Source organism: Acinetobacter higginsii, assembly GCF_000369845.1.
Lineage (GTDB): Bacteria > Pseudomonadota > Gammaproteobacteria > Pseudomonadales > Moraxellaceae > Acinetobacter > Acinetobacter higginsii.
Window position 1 is genome coordinate 22,154 of the sequence record NZ_KB850216.1, and the last position, 17,656, is coordinate 39,809.

General features: G+C 43.0%; 20 protein-coding genes. 9 read left to right on the forward strand and 11 right to left on the reverse strand.

What is annotated here, in order from left to right; genetic code table 11:
• Positions 1 to 52: 52 nt before the first annotated feature.
• Together F885_RS06765 and radC are read right to left on the reverse strand one after the other, a co-directional pair.
• Positions 53 to 964, reverse strand: coding sequence for a bestrophin family protein (locus F885_RS06765; protein WP_004655906.1), 912 nt, complete (start codon positions 962 to 964; stop codon positions 53 to 55).
• 44 nt (positions 965 to 1,008) lie between these two features.
• On the reverse strand, positions 1,009 to 1,731 hold the full coding sequence (gene radC, locus F885_RS06760) for a RadC family protein (RefSeq protein ID WP_005319212.1): 723 nt from the start codon (positions 1,729 to 1,731) through the stop codon (positions 1,009 to 1,011).
• Positions 1,732 to 1,927: 196 nt separating this feature from the next.
• Here radC and coaBC point away from each other — a divergent pair, with 196 nt between their 5' ends.
• From coaBC to F885_RS06730, 6 genes are all read left to right on the forward strand, one after another.
• Positions 1,928 to 3,184 (forward strand): bifunctional phosphopantothenoylcysteine decarboxylase/phosphopantothenate--cysteine ligase CoaBC, encoded by a 1,257-nt coding sequence (gene coaBC / locus F885_RS06755; protein WP_005319215.1) that lies wholly within the window; start codon positions 1,928 to 1,930, stop codon positions 3,182 to 3,184.
• Between the two features lie 154 nt (positions 3,185 to 3,338).
• On the forward strand, positions 3,339 to 3,716 hold the full coding sequence (locus tag F885_RS06750) for a cytochrome b562 (RefSeq protein ID WP_005319218.1): 378 nt from the start codon (positions 3,339 to 3,341) through the stop codon (positions 3,714 to 3,716).
• Positions 3,717 to 3,882: 166 nt separating this feature from the next.
• The gene (locus tag F885_RS06745) at positions 3,883 to 4,728 is read left to right on the forward strand and encodes a methylated-DNA--[protein]-cysteine S-methyltransferase (protein WP_005319221.1); all 846 of its coding nucleotides are present in this window, start codon (positions 3,883 to 3,885) and stop codon (positions 4,726 to 4,728) included.
• Positions 4,715 to 5,452, forward strand: a complete 738-nt coding sequence (locus F885_RS06740; protein WP_005319223.1) for a 2OG-Fe(II) oxygenase — start codon at positions 4,715 to 4,717, stop codon at positions 5,450 to 5,452. The genes F885_RS06745 and F885_RS06740 overlap by 14 nt, the downstream gene beginning before the upstream one ends.
• Before the next feature lie 4 nt (positions 5,453 to 5,456).
• Positions 5,457 to 5,702 carry an Ada metal-binding domain-containing protein gene (locus F885_RS06735; protein ID WP_005319226.1) on the forward strand — a complete coding sequence of 82 codons (246 nt, stop codon included), beginning with the start codon at positions 5,457 to 5,459 and terminating at the stop codon, positions 5,700 to 5,702.
• The gene (locus F885_RS06730) at positions 5,689 to 6,297 is read left to right on the forward strand and encodes an alpha-ketoglutarate-dependent dioxygenase AlkB family protein (protein WP_005319229.1); all 609 of its coding nucleotides are present in this window, start codon (positions 5,689 to 5,691) and stop codon (positions 6,295 to 6,297) included. The genes F885_RS06735 and F885_RS06730 overlap by 14 nt, the downstream gene beginning before the upstream one ends.
• A 12-nt stretch (positions 6,298 to 6,309) precedes the next feature.
• Here the strand turns inward: F885_RS06730 and F885_RS06725 are convergent, their stop codons facing one another.
• The 5 genes from F885_RS06725 to rsgA form a co-directional block, all read right to left on the reverse strand.
• Positions 6,310 to 6,798 carry a hypothetical protein gene (locus F885_RS06725; protein WP_005319232.1) on the reverse strand — a complete coding sequence of 163 codons (489 nt, stop codon included), beginning with the start codon at positions 6,796 to 6,798 and terminating at the stop codon, positions 6,310 to 6,312.
• An 88-nt stretch (positions 6,799 to 6,886) separates the two neighbouring features.
• Positions 6,887 to 7,345: a protein-export chaperone SecB gene (secB, locus tag F885_RS06720; protein WP_004655889.1), complete on the reverse strand. Its 459-nt coding sequence runs from the start codon at positions 7,343 to 7,345 to the stop codon at positions 6,887 to 6,889.
• Between the two features lie 32 nt (positions 7,346 to 7,377).
• Positions 7,378 to 7,638 (reverse strand): glutaredoxin 3, encoded by a 261-nt coding sequence (grxC, locus tag F885_RS06715; protein WP_004804307.1) that lies wholly within the window; start codon positions 7,636 to 7,638, stop codon positions 7,378 to 7,380.
• An 11-nt stretch (positions 7,639 to 7,649) separates the two neighbouring features.
• Positions 7,650 to 8,066, reverse strand: coding sequence for a rhodanese-like domain-containing protein (locus F885_RS06710; RefSeq protein WP_005319236.1), 417 nt, complete (start codon positions 8,064 to 8,066; stop codon positions 7,650 to 7,652).
• A 94-nt stretch (positions 8,067 to 8,160) separates the two neighbouring features.
• The gene (rsgA, locus tag F885_RS06705; RefSeq protein WP_005319238.1) at positions 8,161 to 9,219 is read right to left on the reverse strand and encodes a ribosome small subunit-dependent GTPase A; all 1,059 of its coding nucleotides are present in this window, start codon (positions 9,217 to 9,219) and stop codon (positions 8,161 to 8,163) included.
• Between the two features lie 124 nt (positions 9,220 to 9,343).
• Between rsgA and orn the strand changes: the two genes are divergently transcribed.
• The 3 genes from orn to F885_RS06690 all read left to right on the forward strand — a co-directional run bounded on the left by orn (position 9,344) and on the right by F885_RS06690 (position 11,710).
• On the forward strand, positions 9,344 to 9,904 hold the full coding sequence (gene orn / locus F885_RS06700) for an oligoribonuclease (RefSeq protein ID WP_005184949.1): 561 nt from the start codon (positions 9,344 to 9,346) through the stop codon (positions 9,902 to 9,904).
• Positions 9,905 to 10,030: 126 nt separating this feature from the next.
• On the forward strand, positions 10,031 to 10,765 hold the full coding sequence (locus F885_RS06695) for a Bax inhibitor-1/YccA family protein (protein ID WP_005319241.1): 735 nt from the start codon (positions 10,031 to 10,033) through the stop codon (positions 10,763 to 10,765).
• Positions 10,766 to 10,906: 141 nt separating this feature from the next.
• A complete protein-coding gene (locus F885_RS06690; RefSeq protein WP_005184938.1) occupies positions 10,907 to 11,710 on the forward strand; it encodes an enoyl-ACP reductase FabI in 804 nt (267 codons plus the stop codon).
• 99 nt (positions 11,711 to 11,809) lie between these two features.
• Here the strand turns inward: F885_RS06690 and F885_RS06685 are convergent, their stop codons facing one another.
• The 4 genes from F885_RS06685 to F885_RS06670 all read right to left on the reverse strand — a co-directional run bounded on the left by F885_RS06685 (position 11,810) and on the right by F885_RS06670 (position 17,632).
• A complete protein-coding gene (locus F885_RS06685; RefSeq protein ID WP_005319245.1) occupies positions 11,810 to 12,292 on the reverse strand; it encodes a hypothetical protein in 483 nt (160 codons plus the stop codon).
• Between the two features lie 344 nt (positions 12,293 to 12,636).
• A complete protein-coding gene (locus F885_RS06680; protein WP_005319247.1) occupies positions 12,637 to 14,037 on the reverse strand; it encodes an efflux transporter outer membrane subunit in 1,401 nt (466 codons plus the stop codon).
• A gap of 258 nt (positions 14,038 to 14,295) precedes the next feature.
• Complete coding sequence (locus F885_RS06675) at positions 14,296 to 16,287, reverse strand: MacB family efflux pump subunit (RefSeq protein WP_005319250.1); 1,992 nt, start codon at positions 16,285 to 16,287, stop codon at positions 14,296 to 14,298.
• A 1-nt stretch (position 16,288) separates the two neighbouring features.
• Positions 16,289 to 17,632: a MacA family efflux pump subunit gene (locus F885_RS06670; RefSeq protein ID WP_005319253.1), complete on the reverse strand. Its 1,344-nt coding sequence runs from the start codon at positions 17,630 to 17,632 to the stop codon at positions 16,289 to 16,291.
• Between the last annotated feature and the right edge of the window lie 24 nt (positions 17,633 to 17,656).

Below are 17,656 nucleotides of genomic sequence, written 5' to 3' on the forward strand. Positions count from 1 at the left end.
CTGATGTTAAGCCACATAAAAATGCCCTCAATCGGAGGGGAGGGCATTGTCATTAGAGTAAGTTATGGTCATGCGCCTGAATTGGCGGTGGGGTTGGTCGACCTAAAGTGCCAAGTAATTCAATTTCAATTGAACGGACCATCGCATCTAGCGGTAAGTCGTTGCTTTGTGTGCCGAAAGGTTCTTCTATTTCAGTGCTTAACGCATCCAAACCTAAAAAGGTATAGGCCAAAATACCGACCAATAGCGGTGTCACCAAGCCCAATAAAGAGCCAAGACTGAATGGCAGCATAAAGCAGAAGAAATACACAGTACGATTTAGTAAAACCGAATAGGCGAATGGAATCGGTGTATTCGCGATCCGGTCACAACCTGTTTGCATTTCACTTAACGCGGCCACATGGCGGTTCATCTGGGTATAGATAATATCCGAGATTTCGCCTTCTTTCATGGCTTGTAACAGTTCCCATTGAATCAGACTCAAGGTGTACTGCGGCGCATTATGCTGCTGATAGAGTTGGGTCAAGGCTTGTTGGCTCAGACCACTGGTTTCAGTCAGCTCGGTTGGATTGGCGGTTTGATGACGCAGACGATCACGCAGCACATTGGCAAACACAATCACATTTTGAATGATACGTTCACGACGTGCTTGAGTCAGCACGCGGCAATCACGGTCAAAATGGCGTGCCGTGGCAATCAACACGCCCCAGAGTTTACGCGCTTCCCACCAGCGGTCATAACAAGCGGTATTCTTAAATCCCAAGAAAATGGACAGTACCACACCAATCAACGTGAAGCCGACTAATGGAATTTCCGGGAAACGATATAGATTGACATACTCGACCCCGCCAATGATGGCAGAGATCAGCATCACGAAACCGAGAGAGGGCAAAATTTTGGGTAAAATTGTCCCTCGCCATGAGAATAAAACTTTAAAAATACTCGGCTGGTCACGGACAATCATGTTATTTGAATCATTAATTTTATGTCTTGATATTCCTGTTTGATTTAAGCTTTGTCAAGGCGAGATTGCTTGGTTTTAATAGGGTTGAGTAGTTGTTGTTCAGAAAATGAAAAATAGCCTTCTGGCGAAATAATAAAATGATCGATCAGGTGAATTTCCAGCAGTTTGCAGGCTTGTTTGAGTTGTTGGGTCAGATAAATATCTTCGGTCGATGGTTGGGCAGTGCCATAGGGATGGTTGTGTGCTACCACGATTTGACAGGCCTGTTGTTGCAGGGCATAGCGTAAGGTTTGATTCAGTGAAACAGCGCAGGAATGATGGGAGCCAAAGAACAGCTTTTTAAAATGCAATTTTCTGAGTTCGGCATCCAAACACAGTACCGCAAAAATTTCCTGTTTTTCACCTTGCAGTTCATAACGTAAATAGTCGAGCACCAGGGTTGAAGTATCCAGACAAAGTCGTTGTTGCTGGAAATGATTATTCAGATAACGCCGTCCAAGTTCCTTTACCGCCATCAGCTGCGCATATTTGGTGGAGGCAATACCATTAAATTGTGATAAATCTTCAAAATTGGCATCAAATATCAAATTAAGTCCGCCAAAATGTTGAATCAAAAGACGCGCCAATTCCACCGCAGAGTGCTGTTTTGAGCCTGAACGCAGAAAAATCGCCAACAGTTCCGCATCGGATAAGCTTTGCGGTCCTTGGGATAAAAGTCGTTCTCTTGGGCGCTCTTGTTCAGGCCAAGTTTTAATAGATTGATTCAACCGTCAATTTCCTTTTGATTTTATTGTGATTATTTTTTTAACGGGCAAAAATAATTGCGCGTCTTTTCCTTTTATATTGCGTCATGTCAACACGATTTTCGATCATCGTCCGTGCTGAAATGTTGAGGGTGCTACTTGGGTATCCACTTATTTAATGCTATTGTGAGCGCCACTGCAACAGTAAGGTATCCTGTTTGTGAGCTTCGATCTAAGTGTTATTCCCCATAAAAACATTATATTAGCGGTTACGGGTGGTATTGCTGCCTATAAAAGTGCCATCTTGGTGCGCCGTTTAAAAGATTTCGGTTTTGATGTCCGCGTGGTCATGACCCATGGCGCACAAGCATTTATTACCCCACTTACTTTTCAAGCACTTTCAGGCAATCCTGTGCATACCGAATTGCTTGATCCTGAAGCCGAAGCAGGCATGGGACATATTGAATTGGCACGTTGGGCCGATTTGGTTCTGGTGGCACCTGCCAGCTGTGACAGCATTGCAAAATTTGCCAATGGCTTGGCAGATGATCTGCTCAGCACTTTATATTTGGCAACCAAAGCACCTGTTTGGGTTGCACCGGCCATGAATCAGCAAATGTGGGCAGCAAAAGCCACACAGCGCAATTTGCAAACCTTGGTTGAAGATGGCGTTCATGTGATCATGCCAGATGCAGGCGAGCAAGCCTGCGGCGATGTGGGTCTAGGCCGTATGCCTGAGCCCGAAGATTTGGCTCGTCAAGTTGCAGCCTATTTCCATAAAGCACAACGTGCCTTGGCTGAAAAATTTGGTTTACTGGCAGGCAAGCGCGTCACCATTACCGCTGGGCCAACGCGTGAAGCGATTGACCCTGTACGTTATATTTCCAACCACAGCACTGGCAAAATGGGCTTTGCTCTGGCAGCGGCGTGTTATGCAGCAGGGGCAAAAGTCACCTTGGTGGCTGGTCCTGTTAGCTTGGATACGCCGAATGGTGTGCAACGTATGAATGTCAGTTCTGCAATGCAGATGCTTGATGTCAGTATGAATCAACTCAAAGATGGCTGTGACATCTTTATTGCAACGGCAGCTGTGGCGGATTATCGTGTGGCACAAGTGGCTGAGCATAAGATTAAAAAAGCAGGTGATGAGCTCGCGGTGGCTTTGGTCAAAAATCCTGATATCGTAGCGACCATTGCACAGCAGGAACAACGTCCATTCATGGTTGGCTTTGCTGCTGAAACGCAAAATGTCGAAGAATACGCTGCGGGTAAACTGGTGGCGAAAAAACTGGACATGATTGCCTGTAATGATGTGTCACGTCCAGATATCGGTTTTGCCTCAGATGAAAATGCCATGACCGTGTTCTTTGCTCAGTCTTATCACATGAAAAAGCGTGAGTTGGAAAAGGCATCAAAACAAGAGATTTCGCAGCAGTTGGTTGAGTCGATTGCCGATGCTTTACGCCGTCGCCTATAAAGTCTAAACGCGATCTTTTTTATCAAAATGCAACGATTTCGTTGCATTTTTTATGTATGCTAAATCAGCAATTGCCATTGATGCTCTAAAGTTAAAGCACGATGTTTTGCGTCAAGAAATTAAGCATAGCCACAGTTTTTGATAGGATATCCTAATGATTAAAAAAACTTTAGCCACCGTTGTGATGTTATCCGCGTTTGCATTTAGCCATACGGCAATGGCTGCGGGTTTAGAAGATGACATGAAAACGCTGGGCAAGAATTATAAAGCGTTTAACCAAGCGGCAACCCCTCAAGCGGCAACCTCAGCTTTGGATAATATGCGTGCTGCTGCGACCCATTCTAAACAGTATAAATTGGCGCCGAATACCACTGAAAAAGTGCCAGCCTCTACCGCTTTATTTGACCAAATTATTGTAGAAATTGATAAAGCCAAATTGCTGGTTCAAGCGGGCAAGCTGGATGATGCTAAGAAGCAAGGCAAAAAGATTGCCGAGTTACGTGACCAAGGGCATAAATATTACACCCATTAAGCGATAAAGGTCGTTCATCGACATGATAGAGCTGTACTTCAAGAAGTACGGCTTTTTTATTGGGACTTAGGCTGGCAGAGCATAAAGCTGAGACTGAGCATGATTCAGATTTTCATGGAATGGCAAAGTTGCTACAGTGAAAACATGAATGATGAGAGGTGATGATATGTCCTCACAACAACGTAATTATGAGCGTATTGCTCAAGCGATTGACTATATTCAACAGAACTTTCAGCAACAGCCACAATTGGATGAGGTCGCTGCGCATATTCATCTAAGTCCTGCACATTTTCAGCGTTTATTTACTGAATGGGTCGGTACTAGTCCGAAAAAGTTTTTGCAATATATTAGTGTTGAACATGCCAAGAAGATTTTAAAGCAAGAGCAGGGCAGTATTTTTGATGCAACCTTTGCCACAGGTCTGTCCAGTACCAGTCGATTGCATGATCTGTTTATTCAGATTGAAGGGATGACCCCAGCCGAATATAAACATGGTGGACAGAGCCTGACGATTCATTATCAATTCGCAGAGACCTTGTTTGGTGAAGTACTGATTGCATCCACACATAAAGGTATTTGTGCACTGAGTTTTGTGGATAATCGGGCTGATGCTTTGCAGCAGTTAACCGCACAATTTCCTCAGGCTGTGATTATTGAACAGAGTGATGCATTTCAACAAAGTGCCTTAGCCTTATTTCAAAAGGATCAACCTCAACTGGCAGAGATTAAACTGCATTTAAAAGGCACCGAGTTTCAGCTTAAAGTATGGCAAAGTCTGCTCAAGATTCCGATGGGGCAGCTCTCGACTTATGGGGAGTTGGCCAAGGCGATTGAGCATCCCAAAGCTGCACGAGCGGTCGGCACCGCCATTGGTAGTAATCCTGTGGCATTCCTGATTCCGTGTCATAGAGTGATTCAGTCTACAGGTGCTTTTGGTGGTTACGAGTGGGGAACATTGCGTAAAACAGCATTGATCGGTTGGGAAGGTGTACAAACCCATGCAGCCATCTGAATTGACACAAATCCAAACCGTGATTGACAAGATTCAAGCTGCGGATTGGGAGGCCATCACTGAGCAAATGCATCAACAGGGCTTTGCCCTGATTGAGCAGGTTCTATCGACCGAGCTATGTGAGATGCTGAAACAGGCATATCCGCAAACCGAACTGTATCGTAAAACCGTAGAGATGCAGCGTTATCGTTTTGGTCGAGGTGAATATAAATATTTTACCTACCCTTTACCGAATCTGATTGAGCGGATACGGCATGAGATCTATCCCTATTTGGTACCAATTGCCAATGCATGGTTTCGGGTGCTGAAGTTAGAACACTCCTTTCCATCCTTTCATCCTGAATTTCTACAGCAGTGCCATCAACAGGGACAAACGTTGGCAACACCACTGATTTTGAAATATGGACAAGGCGGCTTTAATACGCTTCATCAGGACTTATATGGTGAGGTGTATTTCCCGATACAGTTGGTGATTGTATTGAGTCAGCCGAATGTGGATTTTAGTGGCGGAGAATTGGTTTTTAGCCAACAAACTCCTAGGGCTCAATCTAAGGCTATGGTGATGCAGCCACAGCAGGGTGATCTGTTGATTTTCACCACCCAATTTAAGCCTGAAAAAGGCAGTCAAGGCTATTATCGGGTGCAGATGAAACATGGTGTCAGCCCAATTCATCAAGGGGAGCGTTATAGCTTAGGCATCATTTTCCATGATGCGGTGAGTTAGTCAGATGTGGCGGCATTGCGATTTAACTCAGACCGAGCTGCATCTGAAACTGAAACAGCAGGAAATTTTGTATGCTGGGAATGCACAGCTTAAAATTTATGGCAGATTGACCTGTGCTTCAGGGAAGCGCATGCTGAAAAACAATCGGGTATTTTTTGTCGATGAGCAAGAAGCAATTGCACAAAGTTTCCGACCATGTGGACATTGTATGCAGCAAGCCTATAAGAAGTGGAAAGATGCAACTATTTGATATTGAAGCTGATCCAAGTCAGAATCATTTGCCTTATGACGGCACGGTACAGTACTACGGCAAAGTGGTGCAGACCGCAGCGGCAGATCATTATTTTGATCAACTGATGCAGACCATTGCATGGGAAAATGATCAGGCACTGATCTTTGGAAAGTTATTGACGACTAAACGTAAAGTAGCGTGGTATGGAGATCGACGCTTTGAATATACCTATTCCAATATGAATAAATATGCTTTGCCGTGGACACAGGAATTACTGGAGTTAAAACAACTGGCCGAAAGTTTAACGATGGAGACATTCAACTCTTGTTTGCTCAATCTTTACCATAGCGGTGAAGAGGGGATGGCGTGGCATAGCGATGGTGAAACGGATTTAAAAAAAGATGGCGCGATTGCCTCATTTAGTTTTGGTGCTGAGCGTAAATTTGCATTTAAACATAAGCAGAGCAAAGAAAAAGTCGAACTTTATTTAGAACATGGTAGCTTATTGGTGATGAAAGACACCACGCAGACCTATTGGTTGCATCGCCTACCGCCGACCAAAAAAGTCAGTATGGCACGGGTGAATCTGACTTTTAGAACCATTGTGGAATAAGGCTACTCAATATTAAACATAGTGATAGAGCTCAACATCTGAAAACGTTGCATTAAAAGCCTCAATCAGGTGATTAATCTGCTGAGTTTGGTCGGGAACCAGCATCCAATAAGGATTTTCATTCGAGATCAGCAGCAAGGCCAGACCATGTTGTTCTGCAACCGCATAGATATTGTCAAATAAAATCGCATAGATATGTTCAGCAAAATCAATTTCATTCTGCTGTTCTGGAGCGCTCTCTGCATATTCAGCGAAGACTTGTTCAACCTCAGCTTCAATACGATTATTCAGTTGTTCAATATCGACTTGGGCTTGTTGTAGTTGATAGCACTTGTCGGTGTCATTGTCATAGTATTCTTTTAACTCAACATATTGAATGTTGGAATGTAAGGTGTTGGCCCAATTGATAAATTGATGAAAATCGTGTGCATGAGCAGGATGAGGAACCTGTGTTAGTTCAGGAAAGACCTGTTGGCATAGCGGATAAAGTGTTGTGGTCATGGTTTATTCTCGTTTTATTCGGATCTTTTTTATTATGATAAAAAAACCACAGCAGTTGCTGTGGTTTTTTTGATTCAAGGCTAAAGCCTTATGCTTGACCTTGCGCATCTGCATCCGCTTGTAGGCGTTGCATGTTTGCTTCAAATTCAGCATCAAAGTTGATTGGTGTAAGCAGCAATTGCGGGAAGCTACCTTTAGTCACTAAATCATTGACCGCTTCACGTAAGAACGGGAACAAGATATTTGGGCAGTAAGCACCTAAGATGTATGGGAGGCGATCTTCTTCTACACCATCAACCAAGAAAATCCCTGATTGAGTTACATCAACGATGAACGCAGTTTCATTTTCGTTGTTTGCTTGAACCACAACTTTTAAAGACACTTCGTAGTGAGTTGGATCAATTTTTTCTGCTGCAGAAGATAAATTGATGTTCAGTTCAGGTTGCCATTGCTTGGTAAAAACTTGTGCACCTGGAACTTCAAAAGAAATGTCTTTGGTATAGATACGTTCTAACGCGAGTTGTGGTTGAACTTGTTCTTCGCTCATTGTTTTTCCTTAAATCTTGGATTTAGATGTTGTTAAGCTAATAATTGGTCGAGTTTCCCTTCACGCTCTAAAGCATAAAGTTGATCAAAACCGCCAATAAATTGGTCTTTGATAAAAATTTGCGGCACAGTACGGTGATTGGTACGTTGCATTAACTCAAGACGAACTTCTGGTGCTTCATTAGAAAGATTAATTTCTTTATAAGCAACGCCTTTACGCTCAAGTAATTGTTTTGCGCGTACGCAATATGGGCAAGAAAGCGTTGAATAAATGGTGACGTTTTGCGTAGTCATTTTATCTCTCCTTAAGCTTTGGTTTTGCTTTTCACTAAAGGTAAGCCTTGAGCTTTCCAGTTGCTAATACCGCCGTCTAAGCGGTAGCTGTCGGTATGACCAACTTTCTGCAATGCTGAGCCTGCAACCTGACCTAAGTTACAAATGAAGACCAGTGGACGATCACTTGCTTTTAATTCATCGATATGACTTGTAATCTGGCTGTATGGAATGTTACGACTGCCACTGATGTGTCCATCACGGAAATCTTTTCCATCACGTAAGTCGATCAAGATGGCATTTTTTGCCTTGACCAAAATACCTAGAGATTGTGGTGAAATTTTACGACCATTGCGTTGCCCTTCTAAAATAAAGAACAACACGATTAACACGCCGAGCGCACCAAATAAGAAGGGGTGATTCCCCATAAACTCTAACCAGCGTTCCACAAGTCACCTAAAGTTAAAATCAAAATTGACCCTGAGTATAACTTATCTCAATGGTGATCAAAATCTTTAGTTCAAGGGCAAGCAGCGAAGAAAATTAACTTTTTTGCTGTGCTTCCTGAATTTCATCCAGTAAACGTAAATAGCTGTCTAAACGGCGCGGCAAAATTTCGCCAGCATCAACCGCTTGTTTCAGCGCACAATTTTTCTCATGGGTATGGGTGCAGTTACGGAACTGGCATAGCCCTAAATGCGCTTCAATCTCTGGAAAACCGGTACGAACCTTTTCTAAACTGAGATGCCACAGCCCAAATTCACGGATTCCTGGGGAATCAATCAACGCACCGTTTGTTCCAAATTTAATCAAACGTGTCGATGTTGTTGTGTGCTGACCCAGTGCCGAGTTCTCAGAAATGATATTGGTTTTCTGGGCCGCATCGGGAACGATGGTATTGATCAGTGAGCTTTTTCCAACACCTGACTGCCCCACGAAAGCCACCGTTTCATTATCAATGCGGTTTGAAAGCACAGATAAGTCACCTTGCGAATGACAAATCAAGGTTTCATAACCTAAAGATTCATATTCACTGAGCAAGGTGAGAATCGGGTCATTTTCAGTCAGTAAATCTGATTTATTCAGGACTAACAGTGCTGGAATATTGGCATCGGCACAAGCGACCAGATAGCGGTCAATCAATGTGGGTGCAGGTTCTGGTAAAGGTGCAAATACAATCACAATCAAACTGATATTGGCTGCGACGGGTTTCACTTTGTGATAACGGTCGGGGCGAGTCAGTAAAGATTGTCTTGGATAAATCGCCGTGATAATGCCCAAGCCCGTAATTGGATCAGCCTGCCATTTAACTCGATCGCCTGTGACCAAAAGTTCTAGGTTGGTACGGGTATGACAACGCCAAACACTGTCGAGTTCAATCGGTTTCCAGAACGGTTCTGGCTCACCTTCAGCCACTTGTGGTTTTTCAGGGTGCTGTTCAGGCACAGATAAAGCTTGTACTTCGAGTTGACGACCATAATGCTGAACAACCAGTCCATCTAAATCTTGCGATGTGTCAATGTCGTCTTGACGTGATTTATGCTGTTTCTCAATACGACGCTGCTGTTGTTCGGTTAAACGACGCTTACGAATTAAAGCCATTCATATCCCAAAAAATCCACACTTTGAAGACCGCAAAAATAGCACGAAGCCACTATAGAATTACAGCCAAGATGTAATTAATTTGCTACTATTGATGTTTTTAAGCACTTTAGAATCGCCATCCATGAGTAGCACCCCTGATACACGATTAATTTGGATCGATCTGGAAATGACAGGTCTTGATACCGATAACGACAAGATTATTGAAATTGCAACAATTATTACAGATGACCATTTGAATATCTTGGCTGAAGGACCTGTTTTAGCGGTACATCAATCTGATTTGATTCTAAATGCGATGGATGAGTGGAATACCAAGCAACATGGCCAGTCGGGTCTGATTGAGCGGGTACGCCGTAGTAAACTTAAGGCTCAAGATGCTGAACAGCAAACCCTTGAGTTCTTAAAGAAATGGGTGAGTCCAAAATCATCACCAATGTGTGGTAACTCGATTTGCCAAGATCGCCGTTTCTTGCATCGTTTGATGCCTGAATTGGAACAATTCTTCCATTATCGTAATTTAGATGTGTCTTCGGTGAAAGAGTTAGCGAAACGCTGGAGACCTGAAATTATGAGTGGTTTAAAGAAAAATGCATCTCACTTGGCGATGGATGACATCCGTGATTCGATTGCAGAATTGAAATACTACCGCGAATACTTTTTTATCATGAATAACGATAAGTAATCGATTATTGGGTAATACATAAAAGGAGCTGAGGCTCCTTTTTTTAATGCGTGAAAAAATTTGGGCTTGCTCAAAAAATCGCTTAAACTCGATGTTTAATTGCAAACTATAAAAAAGAGAGCGTACATGCAAAGTACTAACCCTATTTTAACACGGGTAGAAACCTATCAAGATTTGGCAGAGCCAATGAGCATTCAGGGTGCGATCCAAAAATCTGTACTTCTAACCGTGATTGCTGCCGTTCTAGGTATGGCCTTATTTTTCTACTGTGCGATGACAGCAAATCTTTCGATTGCCTATGCTGCAACAATTATTGGCGCAGTCGGTGGTTTAATCCTTGCCTTGATTACCACATTTAAATCCAATACTGCACCAGCTTTAGCCATTCCTTATGCCTTATTTGAAGGGGCGTTTTTAGGTGGCGTATCGTTTATTTTCCAGTTGAAATATCCAGGTGTTCCTTTACAAGCATTGCTTGCGACTTTCGTGACCACATTGGTTTTATTTGCCTTATATAAATTCCAAGTGATTCGTGCCACTGAAAAGTTTAAAGCGGTTGTGATTTCTGCCTCGATTGCCATTGCCTTGGTATTTGTGGTGCAAATCATTTTACGTTTGGCTTTTGGTTCAAGTATTCCTTATATCTTTGAAAGCAACTGGTTGGGTATTGGCTTTGCTGCCTTTGTTGCGGTGATTGCTTCATTAAATCTGATCTTGGATTTTGACTTGATTGAAAATGCGGCTGCACAACGCGCACCAAAGGCATTTGAATGGATCTGTGCCATCGCCTTATTGGCAACATTAGTGTGGATGTATTATTCATTCTTGCGTTTACTCAGTCTGCTTCGTGGCGATGACTAAGCTCAAACCAAGATAAAATATCAATCGTCTTCTCTTGAAGGCGATTTTTTTATGCAAGATTGTAAAAAAGATGGATTATGCAATTCCGCAAGCGACGGAATATTGGCATCATGTGGTGAAAATTTTTCGAGTGAGAATAAGATGTCACAAGGACTTTTAGCTGGTAAACGTTTTTTAATTGCCGGTATTGCAAGTAAATTATCGATTGCTTTCGGTATTGCTTCTGCGTTACACCGTGAAGGTGCGGAGCTTGCGTTTACTTATCCAAATGAAAAGCTGAAAAAGCGTGTCGATGATTTTGCAGCACAGTTTGGTTCAACACTGGTTTTTCCTTGTGATGTTGCTGTTGACGCAGAAATTGACAATGCCTTTGTTGAATTGGCAAAACACTGGGATGGTTTAGACGGTGTGGTACATTCAATCGGTTTTGCACCAGCGCATACGCTTGATGGTGACTTTACTGATGTGACCGACCGTGAAGGTTTTAAAATTGCACATGACATTAGTGCCTATAGTTTTATCGCGATGGCTCGTGCAGCGAAACCATTATTGCAAGCGCGCCAAGGTTGTTTATTGACTTTGACTTATCAAGGTTCTGAGCGTGTGATGCCGAACTATAACGTGATGGGAATGGCCAAAGCATCACTTGAAGCGGGTGTTCGTTATTTAGCATCAAGCTTGGGTGTAGACGGTATTCGTGTCAATGCAATTTCAGCTGGCCCAATCCGTACTTTGGCAGCATCAGGCATTAAATCTTTCCGTAAAATGTTAGATGCCAATGAAAAGATTGCACCATTAAAACGTAATGTGACCATTGAAGAAGTGGGCAACGCAGCATTGTTCCTGTGCTCGCCGTGGGCTTCAGGCATTACTGGTGAAATCATGTATGTCGATGGTGGTTTCAATACGGTTGGTATGAGCCAAAGCATGATGGATGATGAATAATTAGATTGCTCTAAATTATTTGATAAAGCCGCTTTTATAGCGGCTTTGTTTTTTTAACAACGTGATGAAATTCTAGAAAATATAAGCCATCTTTTGAACTCACGTATTATGTTTTTCTATACTGTTAAACCATTGTTCAGGATCTTTAGCGAATAAATACGCATTTGATTTTTTTAGATGACTGATCACTTCGAATATATTTGGCTCAACTATGCACTTTTGTTCAGGTATAAAAAATACACAAGAAAGCTTTTGTGCAATAGCAATGATCTGTTCAATATCTGAAATAAAATTACCACGGATATCTATTCGGAATTGAATATCTTCTAACTTTCCTTTCTCATACCATACTTGAACATCAGTTCGTTTTTTACAACCAAAACTTAATAAGTTTTCATGCCATGATTCAGATAATGGGTAATATTTTATAATTTCTTCTTTTACTCCATTTGTTGTTGAATTTTTCCAAGTAAAAGAGACATCATAATGACCTTCTGAATTATAAAAGCTTGATACTTCTTTCCCATTGGTATCGAACCAGCTTTTGGGTATTAAGCAGACTTTAAATTGCCATGCTGCCATAGGATTTTCTCTTATCTCATTTTTGAGCGAATGCTACGCGTGTCAAATTTTATTTAAATATTTTATATTGGTATGTATTTATGACGAAAGCACTTCTCTTACCTTTTTAGAGTCAATTTCTTTCCAGCGAGATATGGTTTTACCGCTAGAGGTAGTCTCAATAATTAATTCCATTCTGTAATCTGAATTATATTTTCTTTTTTTAAAGAACTCATGTAGGTAGACGATAAAATCTTCGGCTAATTCTGATGAATCAAGGAAAACACTTTATCAAATGTATTCACCAGATCCCGAATAATCCAGATCTGGTGAAAGAATAACAGAGTAAAACAATAGCACTAGGACTATTGTTTCGGCAGCTCTTTAACTGGACTCCCACCCATGGCTTGCATTAAGGTCACATAGGCATTGTATTGATTCTGCTTGGTTTCAACCAAGCTGAGTCGGGCATTACGTGTGGTTTCCTGCGCATCCAATAAGTTCTTTAAGGCAATTGCACCATTGCGATAACGCACTTCGGTTAAACGTTCAGTCTTATCTGCCAGCTCGACATTACGTTGCTGTAACTGCACTTGCTGATTGAGTTGAGTGCGATTGGATAAAGCATTTTCCACATCGGCAAAAGCTTGGTATAGCGTTTGACGATATTGGGTAATGGCTTTTTCATATTCAAGATCACTGATCGCAATGTCTTTCTTCATATCATTATATTGAAGAAAGGGTAGGCTCAGGCTCGCACCCAAAGTTAAAGCAGGATTCTTTAACAGTTGCGTTAAAGACGTGCTGGAAGAGCCAACATTCCCAGTCAAATTAATCGAAGGATAATAGCTGGCTTTAGTTGCATCCTTATTCGCTAAAGTCTTGCGCAAGCGTAACTCATATGCTTGTAGGTCTGGGCGACGCGATAAAATATCAGCAGGGAGTCCGACCGCGATATTCGGCAAGGCATTGCGAGGTAACTGCGCAGGCTCTTGAATATTCAGTTGTTGTACAGGTTCATGCAGCAGGACTGCAAGGGCAGTTCGTGCTTCAACACGCTGTTGTTCAATCTGACTGAGACTGGCTTTTTGGCTTTGCACCGATTGTTCAGCCTGGGTGAGGTCCAAACCAGATACCGCACCTGCTTTGTATTGTGATTGCACCAAAGAATAGGTTTTTTGAGTTGAGGCTAAATTTTGCTGAATGGTTTGATAGCGTTCATTCAGATAGCCTAACTGCCAATACAGTTTTGCTGTCGTACCAACTAGACTTTGTGCAGTCGCTTGTAAATCTTGCTCAGTGGCTAAGGCTTCCCATCGGCTTGCTTCAGTTTGACTGGCAAGCTTGCCAAATAAATCGAGCTCATAGCTGACGCCAACACTAGTCGATAAACCACGGTCAGAGCCATCGCCAGAACGTAGATCATAATTATGACCTGCTGAAACGCTAGAACTGGTTCGAATTCCTTGTTTATTTTCAGCGAGCCCTGCTTGTAGTCGGGCTTGTTGCAGGGTGATACCTGCGACGCTTAAATCACTATTTTTAGCGAGCACTTGATCGACCAAGTGATTCAACTGGGTATCGTTAAATAGCGTCCACCATTGATCAGTTAAATTGATACTTTTACTTTTTTGTGCATCGTACTGGAACTGCTGTGGCACTTGGACGGTTGGTGCGTTATAGGGTGTTTTAACCACAGCAGAACAGCCAGCTAAGGATGTGCTGAGACAAAGTGCAAGTGCGATTTTATGTTGTTTGAATAACATTGATCGTCATTCCCTTAATAATTTGAAAGAGCATGATTATCGAGACAGTGTCTTATCGAGTTCTCATCCATTTCCAGTTTAAGCCTTCGGCTCGACCTACTTTTCTTTCGGGAAAAGTAGGCAAAACCATCGTCATCCGCAAAACCTGTTCTATTTTTTCATTTATCTAACTTCTCACAGAAACAATATCTTGTTGATACCACGCAGGTTGCGGATGACATTCCCGAGTATCTTACTTCTGAGATCAATTTTTGCTGGTTATTCTCTCGCTAAAGCAGCAACTGGATCGAGTTGTGCTGCATTTCGTGCTGGCAAGAAGCCAAATACAATACCAATCATGCTTGAGCAGACAAAAGCTGCAACAATGGAAGTGGTCGAATAACTCATTTCAATGATGCCTTTGGCAAAGTGTCCGATGATCTGTCCAATGCCTAAAGATAGCAGTACACCCAAGATACCGCCCAGTAAACAGACCAGAATCGCCTCAATCAGGAATTGCTGCAAAATGTCACTTTGTCGAGCACCAACCGCCATGCGTACGCCAATCTCTTGGGTTCGTTCAGTCACAGAAACCAGCATAATGTTCATAACCCCAATACCGCCAACGACTAAAGAAATCACAGCGATTGCAGAAATTAACAGGGTCATGGTTGCAGTGGTTTGCTGAATAGTTTCACGAATACTGTCAGAGTTTTGGGTAAACACATCTTGTGCGCCGTGACGTTGTTCCAGCAAGGTCAGAATCGCGTTTTCAGCCGCGCTACTTGGGTATTCATCTTTGATACGCACGATAATGCTACGTACATTGGATTGCCCCAGCATACGGCTCATGACCGTCGAGTAGGGCAGATAAACATTCAGGCTGTCTGAATTTCCCATAAAGCCTTGTTGGGCATCAATCACGCCGATAATTCGACTTGGTACACTCCCTAATAGCAACACTTGACCGACAGGATTGGTGCCATCTGCAAAGAAGGTCTTTTCAGTATTGGTATCAATTACCACATCTTGGGCACGTTCAGTCACACTTGCCTTATCGAAAGGCTGTCCTGATTTAAAGGTCATACCACGGACATAGAAGAAATCAGAACTGACCCCATTCACCGTTGCCGCTGCCTCAGTATCTTTATAACGCAGGGTTAAACTGGTATTGGCAGAAGGACTAACCCCATCGACATAGGGTTGTTCGGCCAGTGCCTCGGCATCGGCAGGAACCAGTGTTTTGACTTGTGAGGTCCGTGAGTTATCACCAAAGCCACGACCTTGATACACGGTAATGGTATTGGTGCCCAGACTACTAATATTTTCTAAAATTTGCTTCTGTGAACCATTGCCTAGCGCCACCACCGAAACTACGGATGCGATACCAATAATAATCCCGAGCATGGTCAAAAAAGTCCGCATACGGTGTGCATTCATGGCGAGTAATGCCATGCGGAATGCTTCACCAAGACGGTCGAAGAACGAACGCCAAGCAGAGGTTTTCTTCTGCGGGTTACGCTCTAAGGTTTGATGCTCAAGTTCGGGATCATTATGCTCAGGTGTGTTGGCACGGTCTGAAATAATATTACCGTCGCTGATCTCAATAATTCGGGTCGCATTTTTGGCGACATTGAGATCATGGGTGACCAGAATAATGGTATGACCTTTGGCATTCAGCTCACGCAAAATGCGCATCACCTCAATACCACTGTTCTTATCCAATGCACCTGTGGGTTCATCGGCAAGAATCACATCACCACCATTCATCAACGCACGTGCAATCGACACACGTTGTTGCTGACCACCAGATAGCTGGCTTGGGCGATGATGCAAACGTTCTTCTAACCCTAGTTCGGATAACAGTTCGGCAGAACGTTCCTGGCGAAGATGGCTGTCTACACCCGCATAAATTGCAGGAACCTCAACGTTACCTGAAGCACTGAGATCACCCAATAAGTGATAACGCTGGAAAATAAAACCAAAATATTCACGGCGTAATTGTGCCAGTTCATCTGGTTCTAATTGGCGTGTTTCTCTACCATTGACCTTGTAACTTCCTGCGCTGGGCTTATCAAGACAACCCAAGATGTTCATCAAGGTGGATTTACCTGAACCTGATTGCCCGACAATCGCAACCAACTCACCTGCATAAATTTTTAAATCAATGCCTTTGAGAATCTGTACGGTGCCTTCACCCGCAGGAAATTCACGGGTGAGTTGACTGACCTCAAGCAGTGGCTGTGATGAATGTGTTTGATTTTGAGTCATATTACATTCTCATTGCACGTTGATTGCTACGTTTGGCTGCTTCATTTGAACTGTCTGAGGCATCTGCAATCACCACTTGATCACCTTGTTTTAAACCTTTCAGCACTTGTGCGGTGACACGGTTATTCAGGCCAATCAATACTGGTTGCGGTTGAGCCGTACCATCAGCTTGTAAGACACGAACCATACCTGTTGAAGCTTTGCCTTGTGCAACCAGTGCTTTTTCTTCTTCACTGAGCTCTAGGCGTTTTGGACGTTGTGTCTTGTCAGCATCCGGTTTTTTCGCTTGATCAGCTGATGAAGCACCATTGGCCTGGCTACCCTTAGCACGGTTACCACGTTGAGTTTGGATGGCTGCCGCAGGCACAGTCAGTGCATTCTTTGCTTCTGCCAACACAATATAAACCTGTGCGGTCATATCAATACGAAGTTTGCCGTCTTCATTCGGTACATCAAATAAAGCGTTGTAGTACACCGCAGCATTCGATGTTGATGAACTGCTGCTACTGCTGGTTTCGGTATTAATCGAATTTGGTGCAGGTTCCACTTGGCGCAATTTAGCGTAATGTTTTTTATCGCTATTGCCTAAAGTGGTGAAATACACGGTTTGACCTTGTTCAACTTTCATGACATCGGCTTCAGAAATCTGTGCCTTGATGGTCATGGTGTCGAGTTTGGCCAATTTCACAATCGTTGGCGCAGTCTGGTTGGCGTTTACGGTTTGACCTTCTTCGGTCACGATCGCCACAATGGTGCCATCCATCGGTGCCACGATACGGGTATAACCTAAATCTTCTTTCGCAGTTGCCAAGGTCAGGCGAGATTGCTCGATCTGTGCATTAATTGACGCAATTTGTGCCTGAGCTGTTTTAAAGTTTGCCAATGCGCTTTCAAGTTCAGCACGCGAAGTGGCATCTTGGCTATACATGGCTTGTTGGCGTTTATATTCCGCTTCAACTTTGGCTAAATTGGCTTGCTGTACTGCCAGCTGCGCTTGTTGATTTTTAATACTGGCATCGGCTGTTTTGAGTTCGTTTTCTTGGCGAATGGAATCAATTTGTGCGATTAACTGACCTTGTTTAACTTGGTCGCCTAATTGCACATACATTTTTTTCACCTGACCCGATACCTGCGCACCGACACTCACCATTTTAGTGGCTTCCAGTACCCCTGTTGCCAATACCGAATTTTCGATATCGCCGCGAGAGACTTCAGCGCTAATATATTGTGGTGCTTGGGCTTTGGGTTTGAAGAACATCCATCCGAGCGCTGCAATAATCAGCACCCCGATAGCGATCATAATGATTTTACGAGGTTGGATTTTTTTTGCGTTTGTTTTTGGCATGGCAGCAGGTCAAAAGTGAAAAAC

What these genes read in the sequence shown, in the direction of transcription:
- F885_RS06740 (WP_005319223.1), top strand. Translation starts at nt 4,715, where the DNA reads ATGCAGCCATCTGAATTGACACAAATCCAAACCGTGATTGACAAGATT.
- rsgA (WP_005319238.1), bottom strand. Translation starts at nt 9,219, where the DNA reads ATGGCTTTAATTCGTAAGCGTCGTTTAACCGAACAACAGCAGCGTCGT.
- F885_RS06685 (WP_005319245.1), bottom strand. Translation starts at nt 12,292, where the DNA reads ATGGCAGCATGGCAATTTAAAGTCTGCTTAATACCCAAAAGCTGGTTC.
- F885_RS06675 (WP_005319250.1), bottom strand. Translation starts at nt 16,287, where the DNA reads ATGACTCAAAATCAAACACATTCATCACAGCCACTGCTTGAGGTCAGT.
- F885_RS06680 (WP_005319247.1), bottom strand. Translation starts at nt 14,037, where the DNA reads ATGTTATTCAAACAACATAAAATCGCACTTGCACTTTGTCTCAGCACA.
- orn (WP_005184949.1), top strand. Translation starts at nt 9,344, where the DNA reads ATGAGTAGCACCCCTGATACACGATTAATTTGGATCGATCTGGAAATG.
- F885_RS06765 (WP_004655906.1), bottom strand. Translation starts at nt 964, where the DNA reads ATGATTGTCCGTGACCAGCCGAGTATTTTTAAAGTTTTATTCTCATGG.
- F885_RS06695 (WP_005319241.1), top strand. Translation starts at nt 10,031, where the DNA reads ATGCAAAGTACTAACCCTATTTTAACACGGGTAGAAACCTATCAAGAT.
- F885_RS06735 (WP_005319226.1), top strand. Translation starts at nt 5,457, where the DNA reads ATGTGGCGGCATTGCGATTTAACTCAGACCGAGCTGCATCTGAAACTG.
- secB (WP_004655889.1), bottom strand. Translation starts at nt 7,345, where the DNA reads ATGAGCGAAGAACAAGTTCAACCACAACTCGCGTTAGAACGTATCTAT.
- grxC (WP_004804307.1), bottom strand. Translation starts at nt 7,638, where the DNA reads ATGACTACGCAAAACGTCACCATTTATTCAACGCTTTCTTGCCCATAT.
- F885_RS06750 (WP_005319218.1), top strand. Translation starts at nt 3,339, where the DNA reads ATGATTAAAAAAACTTTAGCCACCGTTGTGATGTTATCCGCGTTTGCA.
- F885_RS06725 (WP_005319232.1), bottom strand. Translation starts at nt 6,798, where the DNA reads ATGACCACAACACTTTATCCGCTATGCCAACAGGTCTTTCCTGAACTA.
- F885_RS06670 (WP_005319253.1), bottom strand. Translation starts at nt 17,632, where the DNA reads ATGCCAAAAACAAACGCAAAAAAAATCCAACCTCGTAAAATCATTATG.
- F885_RS06745 (WP_005319221.1), top strand. Translation starts at nt 3,883, where the DNA reads ATGTCCTCACAACAACGTAATTATGAGCGTATTGCTCAAGCGATTGAC.
- F885_RS06730 (WP_005319229.1), top strand. Translation starts at nt 5,689, where the DNA reads ATGCAACTATTTGATATTGAAGCTGATCCAAGTCAGAATCATTTGCCT.
- F885_RS06690 (WP_005184938.1), top strand. Translation starts at nt 10,907, where the DNA reads ATGTCACAAGGACTTTTAGCTGGTAAACGTTTTTTAATTGCCGGTATT.